Genomic DNA, 8,434 nt, shown 5'->3' with positions numbered 1-8,434 from the left:
GCACTCGCGCTGGTGGGAACGCCCCGGCGCGCGCCGGGACCTGCGCCGCGCCGAGGACCTGCTCGCGCAGACCCGCGGCACGACCGGTGTCGGCGGCCCCGCTTAGGCTGAAAGGCGTGCCTCGAACCGTCCGCATCGCCTCCGTCAACGTCAACGGCATCCGCGCCGCCGCCCGGAAGGGCATGCACGGCTGGCTCGAAACGGCGGGGGTCGACATCCTCACGCTGCAGGAGGTGCGGGCCGAGGCATCCGATCTCGCCGCCGCCCTGCCCGGCTGGCACATCGTGAACGACGAAGCCCTCGCGAAGGGGCGCGCCGGCGTCGCCATCGCCGCCCGCGAGCCGCTGGACGTCTGGCGCATCGAGCTGGGCGACGACACGCTCGACTCGAAGGGACGCTGGGTCGAAGCCGACATCGAGGTCGAGGGCGAGACCCTCACCGTCGTCAGCGCCTACGTCTTCACCGGCGAGGCCGGCACCGAGAAGCAGGACGCCAAGTACGCGTTCCTCGACGCGATGGAAGAGCGGATGCCGCACCTCGGCGACCTCGCGCTCATCACCGGCGACCTCAACGTCGGCCATCGCGAGCTCGACATCCGCAATTGGAAGGGCAACGTCAAGAAGGCCGGGTTCCTGCCCCGCGAGCGGGCGTACTTCGACCGGTTCACCGCACCCGTGGGCGAGACCGTCACCACCGTGGACGGCGAGACCGGCCGCGGCCTCGGCTGGGTCGACGTCGGGCGCTCGTTCGCCGGAGAGATCGACGGGCCGTACACGTGGTGGTCGAACCGCGGCAAGGCGTTCGACAACGACACCGGCTGGCGCATCGACTACCACCTCGCGACCGCCGAACTCGCGACCCGCGCGACCGATTACCACGTCGTCCGGGCGCCCTCCTGGGACACGCGCTGGAGCGACCACGCTCCCGTCGTGGCCGACTACACGCTCGGCGGCTGAAGCCGGCGGCGAGGGGCGCGGCATCCGTTCGCGCCTAGGATCGTAGGGTGAGCAAACCCCGCCTGTACTCCGGAATGCAGCCCTCCGCCGACTCCCTCCAGATCGGCAACTACATCGGGGCGCTCATGCAGTGGCGGGACCTGCAGGAGTCCTACGACGCGTTCTTCTCCGTCGTCGACCTGCACGCCCTCACCCAGCCGAACGACCCCGCCGAGCTGCGGGAGAAGACCCGGCGCACCGCGGCGCAGTACATCGCCGCGGGCATCGAGCCGTCGAAGTCGACGCTGTACGTGCAGTCGCACGTCCGTGCGCACGCCGAGCTCGCCTGGGTGCTGTCGACCGTGACCGGCTTCGGCGAGGCGAACCGGATGACCCAGTTCAAGGACAAGTCGGCCCGCTACGGCACCGATGCCACGAACGTCGGCCTGTTCACCTATCCGATCCTCATGGCCGCCGACATCCTGCTGTACCAGACCGACATCGTGCCCGTCGGCGACGACCAGAAGCAGCACGTCGAACTGACCCGCACGCTGGCGGAGCGCTTCAACGGCCGCTACGGCGAGGCGTTCCGCGTGCCGATGCCGGTGATCCAGAAGGACACCGCCCGCATCTACGACCTGCAGAACCCGACGTCCAAGATGTCGAAGTCCGCCGAATCGGATGCCGGTGTGCTCTGGCTGCTGGACGACCCGTCGAAGTCGGCGAAGAAGGTCATGCGCGCCGTCACGGACTCGGAGGGTGTCGTCCGGTACGACCGCGAGGCCAAGCCCGGGGTGTCGAACCTGCTCGTGATCTACGCCGCCCTGACGGGGCGGCAGATCCCCTCGATCGAGGACGAGTACGCCGGCCGCGGCTACGGCGACTTCAAGAAGGGCCTCGCCGAGGTCGTGGTGTCGGAGTTCGGTCCCGTGCGCGAGCGGGCGCTCGAACTGCTCGACGACCCGGCCGAGCTCGACCGGGTGCTCGCCGCCAACGCGGCGCGCGCCGACGAGGTCGCCGACCGCACCCTCAACGACGTGTACGACAAGCTCGGACTGCTGCGACGTGTCTGAGGAACCGAGGCTCAACCCCGCGCCGGAGCTCGTCGCCGCGATCGACGCGGCGGCCGGCCCGTCCATGGCCGCGCCCGACGACCGCGCCGCGCAGGAACGCCTGTGGCGGGCGGTGTTCGCGCTCGAGAAGTGGATCTTCATCGCCCGCGGCACCGACCAGGAGCCCACGCCGTTCGCCGCCTCGACCGAGCAGGGTCCGGCGATCTTCGCCTTCTCGACGCCGGAGCGTGCACAGGCCGCTGCGGCGGGCTTCGGCATCCCGCCCGAGGAGACCGGCAGGCTGCTGGCCGTGCCGTTGCCGGATGCCGCCGGATGGGTCGCCTCCTACGCCGAGGCCGGCGTCGCCTCGATGGTGTTCGACGCCCCCGCGATCGGCGCCATGGCCCCGCTGGCGAACCTGGCCGCGATGGCGGTCTGGATCCAGCAGCACCCCGAGGGCTGACGCCGCACGAGCGCGGAGTGCACGACGGTTCGCGTACCGGATGCAGGTTCAGACGCGTATTCAGGACGTTTCCGACCGCATCACCGACGCTGAACCTGCGTTCGGCACAGCGTCAGCGTCGCCGCGCGCGCAGCAATCCCCCCACCGCTGCAACCACCCGGTCGGGATTCCACATGATGTCGGCCGCCATCGGCCGAAGCGTCGTGTAGCCGAGTGCAGCGAGCGCCAGGTCGCGGCCTCGGTCGACCCGGTGGGCGAGCGGACCGGAATGGTGCGCATCACTGTCGCACTCGACGACAAGCCATCCGTCGACGAGCAGATCGACCCTCCCCACGCCGTCGATCCTCACCTGCAACTCCACCCTCACGCCGAGGCGACGCAAGATGAGGCGCATCAACGACTCCGGCCCGGACTCGGCTCGGCCGTCGAGCAGATTCCGGATGACGCGGTACTTCCGAGGCACGGCGGCGAAGACGAGATCGAGCTCAGACGGAGCGACCAGGCCCCGGTGCAGGGCACTGTCGAGGGTCGCCACAGCCGCCGCGGGTGGCTGGCAGACGATCGCGTGGGCGAGGAGGTCCCATGGGTGAGAAATGCCGGCGCCGGAAGGTCGCTGCCCGATCGGTGGCGACCAGTGCCGGAAGGCTCCCTCCTGCGGTATCCGGAGGCGAGCCGCGTGCGGCGGGACGTGCACATGCAGATCCTCCGATGCGAGGGTGAATATCCCCAAGAGCCGGAGCGCGCTCACGCAGGTCAGTCGACCGCCGACGCGCGCGGCGCGGATGACATCGACCGGCGCGTCCGAGGCGACGTACCGGCCGCGACGGACCGCCAGGATCATGCCATCCGCCGCAGCCCGTGCGATCGACCGTTTCGACATCCCTGCCGAACGGAGTTCGTGCGCGGTCTGTGACCGGACGGCGAGGAGGGTCTCTGCTTCGGCGGCGAAGGCACGCCGATCGTGCGACGAGGTCATGCGACGACGCTCCCCGACACCGCCCAGTGCGCAGCCTGCTTCGGCGGGAAATGTGGTCGGTCGTTCCGAAGACGACCTCGGGGAGGAGTCTCCGTGCCGAATGCAGGAGGAGAAGGCGAATACATCGACGAGCGCCGTCCACGGCGCATCTGCACCTGCATCCGGAACGGAAGACGGCACGTGCGTGGATAGGGTCGGAGGATGGAACCGGTGACCCTGCGGACGGAGCGTCTCGAACTGTCGGTGCCGACCGACGCCGACGTCGATGCGATCACCGCCGCGGCGCAGGACCCGGAGGTGCCGCGGTGGACGACGCTCCCTGCGCCGTACGAGCGTCGCGACGCCGAGGAGTTCATCGCCAAGGCGGCCGCCTGGTGGGACGAGGAGAGCGAGCTCACCTGGGGCATCCGCCTCGAGGGCCGCTGGATCGGCATGATCGGGCTGCACCGGTTCGAGAAGCAGGGGTCCGCCGAGATCGGGTTCTGGATGGATGCCGCGGCCCGCGGCCACGGCTACCTCACCGAGGCGGCGACCGCCGTGATCGACGCGGGCTTCGCCGAACCGCTCCGGCTCGCGCGCATCCAGTGGCGCGCGATCGTCGGCAACGTCCCGTCGGCGCGCGTCGCTCAGAAGCTCGGCTTCCGGTACGAGGGCCTCCTCCGGCAGGGTCTGAACGACCCCCGCGGACGCCACGACGGCTGGATCGCAGGGCTCCTGCCGACCGACGACCGCACCCCGGTGCCCTGGCCGGTGATCTGACAACCCCCTCACCGCCGTCGGACCGGGGTGGCAGGATGACCGCATGCCTGAGATGCCCGAGGTGCAGGGACTGGTCGACTTCCTCCGCGAGCGCGCGACGGGACTGACCGTCACGAAGGTGTCGGTCGCGAACATCGCCGCGCTGAAGACGTACGACCCCCCGATCGACGCGATGACGGGCGCGACGGTGACGGGTGCGCAGCGGCACGGCAAGTTCGTCGACCTCGAGACGGATGCCGGTGCCCACCTCATCTTCCATCTCGCCAAGGCGGGCTGGTTGCGGTGGTACGACCAGCTGCCGGCGACGGTCATCCGGCCGGGTAAGACCCCGATCGCGCTGCGGGTGGGTTTCGACGACGGCTCCGGCTTCGACCTGACGGAGGCCGGCACCAAGAAGTCGCTCGCGTACTACGCCGCGCGTTCCCCCGCCGACGTCCCGGGGATCGCACGCCTCGGTCCCGATCCGCTCGACGACGGATTCACCCGCGACACGCTCGCGGAGCTCCTCGCCGGACGCCGGACGCAGATCAAGGGCGTCCTGCGCGACCAGTCGATCATCGCCGGCATCGGCAACGCCTACTCCGACGAGATCCTGCACGCCGCGAAGATGTCTCCCTATGCCCTGGCGGCAACGCTGACGGATGCCGAGATCGATCGGCTCTACGCGGCGATGCAGCAGACGCTCGCCGAGGCGGTGGCCGCGGCATCCGGCAAACCGCCCGCCGACCTCAAGGACGCCAAACGGCGCGGGATGGCCGTCCACGGCCGCCGCGGCGAGGCGTGCCCGGTGTGCGGCGACGAGGTGCGGTCGGTCTTCTTCGCCGACAACAGCCTCGAGTACTGCCCGACGTGCCAGACGGGCGGCAAGATCCTCGCCGACCGTCGGCTGTCGCGGCTGCTGAAATAGCTCAGACGGTCCCGGCGAGCACGCGCGCGTCGTCGTCGACCCATCCCATGGACTTCTCGACGGCCTTCGCCCACAGGCGGCAGCGGCGGTCCCGCTCGTCGGGATCCATCTGCGGCTCGAACCGGCGGTCCTCCTGCCAGTAGCCGCGCAGGGCGTCCTTCCCCGACCAGACGCCGACGGCCAGTCCCGCGGCGTACGCGGCGCCGAGGGCCGTGGTCTCGACGACCTTCGGGCGGACGACGGGGATGCCCAGGATGTCGGCCTGGAACTGCATGAGCAGGTCGTTGCGCGTCATCCCGCCGTCGACGCGCAGCTCCTCGAGCTCGCGACCGGTGTCGGAGACGACGGCCGCGATGACGTCGCGCGTCTGGAACGCGGTGGCCTCGAGAGCGGCCCGCGCGATGTGGGCCTTCGTGACGTAGCGGGTGAGGCCGACGAGCGCGCCACGGGCGTCGGGGCGCCAGTACGGCGCGAACAGGCCCGAGAAGGCGGGCACGAAGTAGGCGCCGCCGTTGTCCTCGACGGTGCGGGCGAGCCGCTCGACCTCGGTGGACTCGGAGATGATCCCGAGGTTGTCGCGCAGCCACTGCACGAGCGAACCGGTGACGGCGATCGAGCCCTCGAGCGCGTAGTGCGGCGGCTCGTCCCCGAGGCGGTAGGCGACCGTGGTGATGAGGCCGGCATCCGAGCGCACCAGCTCGGTACCGGTGCCCACGAGCAGGAAGTTGCCGGTGCCGTAGGTGTTCTTGGACTGCCCGGCGTCGAAGGCGGCCTGACCGAAGGTCGCCGCCTGCTGGTCGCCGAGGATGCCGGCGATGCGGATGCCGCGCGCGACGCGCGGTTGCACGACCTCGCCGTAGACCTCGGACGACGAGCGGATCTCGGGCAGCATCTCGCGGGGGATGTCCCACACCTGCAGCATCTCGTCCGACCAGTCGAGGGTGGCCAGGTCCATGAGCAGGGTGCGGCTCGCATTGGTGACGTCGGTGATGTGGATGCCGCCGTCGCTGCCGCCCGTGAGGTTCCAGACGACCCAGGTGTCGGGCGTCCCGAAGAGCAGGTCGCCGCGGCGTGCCGCCTCGCGCGCCCCGTCGACGTGGTTGAGGATCCACGCGATCTTCGACGCCGAGAAGTACGACGCGAGCGGGAGCCCGGTCACCTCGGCGAAGGCGTCGACCCCGCGCGCCTCGATGAGGCGGTCGATCGCGGGCTGCGTGCGGGTGTCCTGCCAGACGAGGGCGTTATGGATCGGCCGGCCGGTGCGACGGTCCCAGACGATCGCCGTCTCGCGCTGATTGGTGACGCCGATCGCGGCGACGTCGGCGGCGGACAGGCCCACCTGCCCGAGCGCGTTGGCGAGCACCCATTCGGTGTTCGTCCAGATCTCGACCGGGTCGTGCTCGACCCTGCCGGCCCGGGGGAAGATCTGCTCGTGCTCCCGTTGCGCGGTCGCGACGAGGGTGCCCTCCCCGTCGAACACGATCGCTCGTGTCGAGGTCGTTCCCTGGTCGATGGCGATCACGTGATCGGTCACGTCTCGTCTCCTCTTCGAGTGCTCATCGCCGGTGCGGCGACGGGGATGCCGGCGTCAGACGGCGACGGGATCGGCGGCGTGCACCGCGGCGAGCGCCCGATCGATCTCGGTGCGGCGCGTCGCGGCATCCCAGCCCATCACATCCGCGACGGCGTCGGCCACCTCTTCGACGACCTCGGGGGTCGCCTCGCCGCGGAACGCGATGTTGGTGCGGCGCAGCAGGATGTCCTCGAGGTGCACGATCGATTCGGTGCGCGCGATGTGGCGGAACTCGCCCGAGCTGAAGCGGGGCAGCGAGCTGAGGGGTGCGTCCTGGGCGTCCTGCCGGAGCGAGGCTGCCACGGCGAGGGCATGCGTGCCGTAGCGGTGCAGCAGACGGGTGCCGCGCTCGGCACCGAAGTCCGACAGGTGGTGGTGCACCCAGGCGTCGCGCTCGGCGTCGGTGCGGGGGAAGCCGACGGCGCCGCCGATGGGGAGCCCCTTCGTCGAGCGGACCCGCGTGCGTCCGATCCGGGACATCAGTTCGTCGGCCAGGCGTGCGGCGACGGCGCGGAAGGTCGTCCACTTGCCGCCGACGAGGCTGAGCACCGGCACGCCGTCGGAACCCGGCAGCGTCGCCTCCTCGATGCGGTAGTCGCGCGAGACGAAACCTGCGGCCATGTCGCCGTGACCGGGGAGCGGGCGGACGCCCGAGTAACGGAACACGATCTGGGACCGGTCGACGGGGATCGACGGGAAGACGTGGCCGATGAGGTCGAGGAAGTAGTCGACCTCCTCCTCCGTGCAGACGGCGGGCTCGGACATGTCGTGCTCGAGGTCGGTCGTGCCGACGAGGACCCGACCGTTGAGCGGGTAGATGAGCACGATGCGACCGTCGGAGTGCTCGAAGAAGATCTCCCGACCACCGGTCGCCTGCATCAGTTCGGGGTGGTCGAGCACGATGTGCGAGCCCTTGGTGCCGCCCATGTACCGGGTCGCGTCGCCGAGGGCCTCGTTGGCGAGGTCGGTCCACGGGCCGGCCGCGTTGAGGACGACGGATGCCGCGAACGGGAACTCCTCGCCGGTGACCTCGTCGCGGAGGACGACCTTGCCGCCGTCCACTCCGACCGCGGAGGTGTAGTTGGCGGCGCGGGCGCGGCTGCCGCCGAGCGCGACGCCGTCACGGACGAGGTCGAGGCCGAGGCGCTCGGGCTCGCGGAGGGAGGCATCCCAGTAGGTCGCCGTGTACTTCACGTCGGCGTTCAGGTCGGGGAGCTCCCGCAGCGAGCGGCGCCGACCGCGGAAGGTGTGCCGCGGGACGCGGCCGCCGCCGCGCGAGAACGAGTCGTAGATGATGAGGCCGACCTTGATCAGGAGGGCGCCGCGCTCGGTGGAGGCGGTCTTGCGGTGGAGCACCATGCGCAGCGGCGCGGAGAGCAGACCCGAGAACGTCGAGAAGATCGGCACGGTGGTCCGCAGCGGACGCACGTAGTGGGCCGCCGTCGTCAGGAGGTCGTTGCGCTCGGTGACCGCTTCGTGGACCAGGCGGAGCTCGCCGTTCTCGAGGTAACGGATGCCGCCGTGGATCATGTGGCTCGAGGCCGCCGACGCACCGGAGAGGAAGTCGCTGCGCTCGACGAGAGCCACGTCGACGCCCTGCAGCGCCAGGTCGCGGAAGGTCGCGACGCCGTTGATGCCGCCGCCGATGATGAGCACGTCCGCCTGCGGCCGCTCGCGCAGCGCCGTCGTCGCCTGTCGGGTCTCGGTATCCACGTCACACTCCCACTTCTGCCGGGCTCTCGCCCCGCTTGCCTCAGACCGCTTCCGAA

At 70.6% G+C, this 8,434-nt stretch carries 8 protein-coding genes; 5 read left to right on the top strand and 3 right to left on the bottom strand.

Features of this window, described 5'->3' with window-relative positions; all coding sequences use genetic code 11:
• The first annotated feature begins 116 nt into the window (after positions 1–116).
• From NH287_RS05510 to NH287_RS05500, 3 genes are read left to right on the top strand one after another with little or no spacing between them, the layout of a single operon-like run.
• A complete protein-coding gene (locus NH287_RS05510; protein ID WP_253034801.1) occupies positions 117–956 on the top strand; it encodes an exodeoxyribonuclease III in 840 nt (279 codons plus the stop codon).
• Positions 957–1,003: 47 nt separating this feature from the next.
• The gene (trpS, locus tag NH287_RS05505) at positions 1,004–2,008 is read left to right on the top strand and encodes a tryptophan--tRNA ligase (protein WP_082886045.1); all 1,005 of its coding nucleotides are present in this window, start codon (positions 1,004–1,006) and stop codon (positions 2,006–2,008) included.
• On the top strand, positions 2,001–2,450 hold the full coding sequence (locus NH287_RS05500; RefSeq protein ID WP_253034800.1) for a hypothetical protein: 450 nt from the start codon (positions 2,001–2,003) through the stop codon (positions 2,448–2,450). Before trpS ends, NH287_RS05500 begins: the two co-directional genes overlap by 8 nt.
• Before the next feature lie 112 nt (positions 2,451–2,562).
• Here the strand turns inward: NH287_RS05500 and NH287_RS05495 are convergent, their stop codons facing one another.
• On the bottom strand, positions 2,563–3,291 hold the full coding sequence (locus tag NH287_RS05495) for an endonuclease domain-containing protein (protein ID WP_253034799.1): 729 nt from the start codon (positions 3,289–3,291) through the stop codon (positions 2,563–2,565).
• 336 nt (positions 3,292–3,627) lie between these two features.
• Between NH287_RS05495 and NH287_RS05490 the strand changes: the two genes are divergently transcribed.
• Both NH287_RS05490 and NH287_RS05485 read left to right on the top strand, forming a co-directional pair.
• Positions 3,628–4,185, top strand: coding sequence for a GNAT family N-acetyltransferase (locus NH287_RS05490; protein WP_253034798.1), 558 nt, complete (start codon positions 3,628–3,630; stop codon positions 4,183–4,185).
• 43 nt (positions 4,186–4,228) lie between these two features.
• Positions 4,229–5,092 carry an Fpg/Nei family DNA glycosylase gene (locus tag NH287_RS05485; protein ID WP_217531047.1) on the top strand — a complete coding sequence of 288 codons (864 nt, stop codon included), beginning with the start codon at positions 4,229–4,231 and terminating at the stop codon, positions 5,090–5,092.
• Position 5,093: 1 nt separating this feature from the next.
• Here NH287_RS05485 and glpK read toward each other — a convergent pair whose 3' ends face one another.
• Together glpK and NH287_RS05475 are read right to left on the bottom strand one after the other, a co-directional pair.
• Complete coding sequence (glpK, locus tag NH287_RS05480) at positions 5,094–6,626, bottom strand: glycerol kinase GlpK (protein WP_253034797.1); 1,533 nt, start codon at positions 6,624–6,626, stop codon at positions 5,094–5,096.
• A gap of 54 nt (positions 6,627–6,680) precedes the next feature.
• On the bottom strand, positions 6,681–8,378 hold the full coding sequence (locus NH287_RS05475) for a glycerol-3-phosphate dehydrogenase/oxidase (protein ID WP_253034796.1): 1,698 nt from the start codon (positions 8,376–8,378) through the stop codon (positions 6,681–6,683).
• Between the last annotated feature and the right edge of the window lie 56 nt (positions 8,379–8,434).

This window comes from Microbacterium sp. CnD16-F (assembly GCF_024124465.1).
Taxonomy (GTDB): domain Bacteria; phylum Actinomycetota; class Actinomycetes; order Actinomycetales; family Microbacteriaceae; genus Microbacterium; species Microbacterium gawkjiense.
Note: the sequence above shows the minus strand (reverse complement) of the source record. Positions and strands in the feature narration are given on the sequence as shown.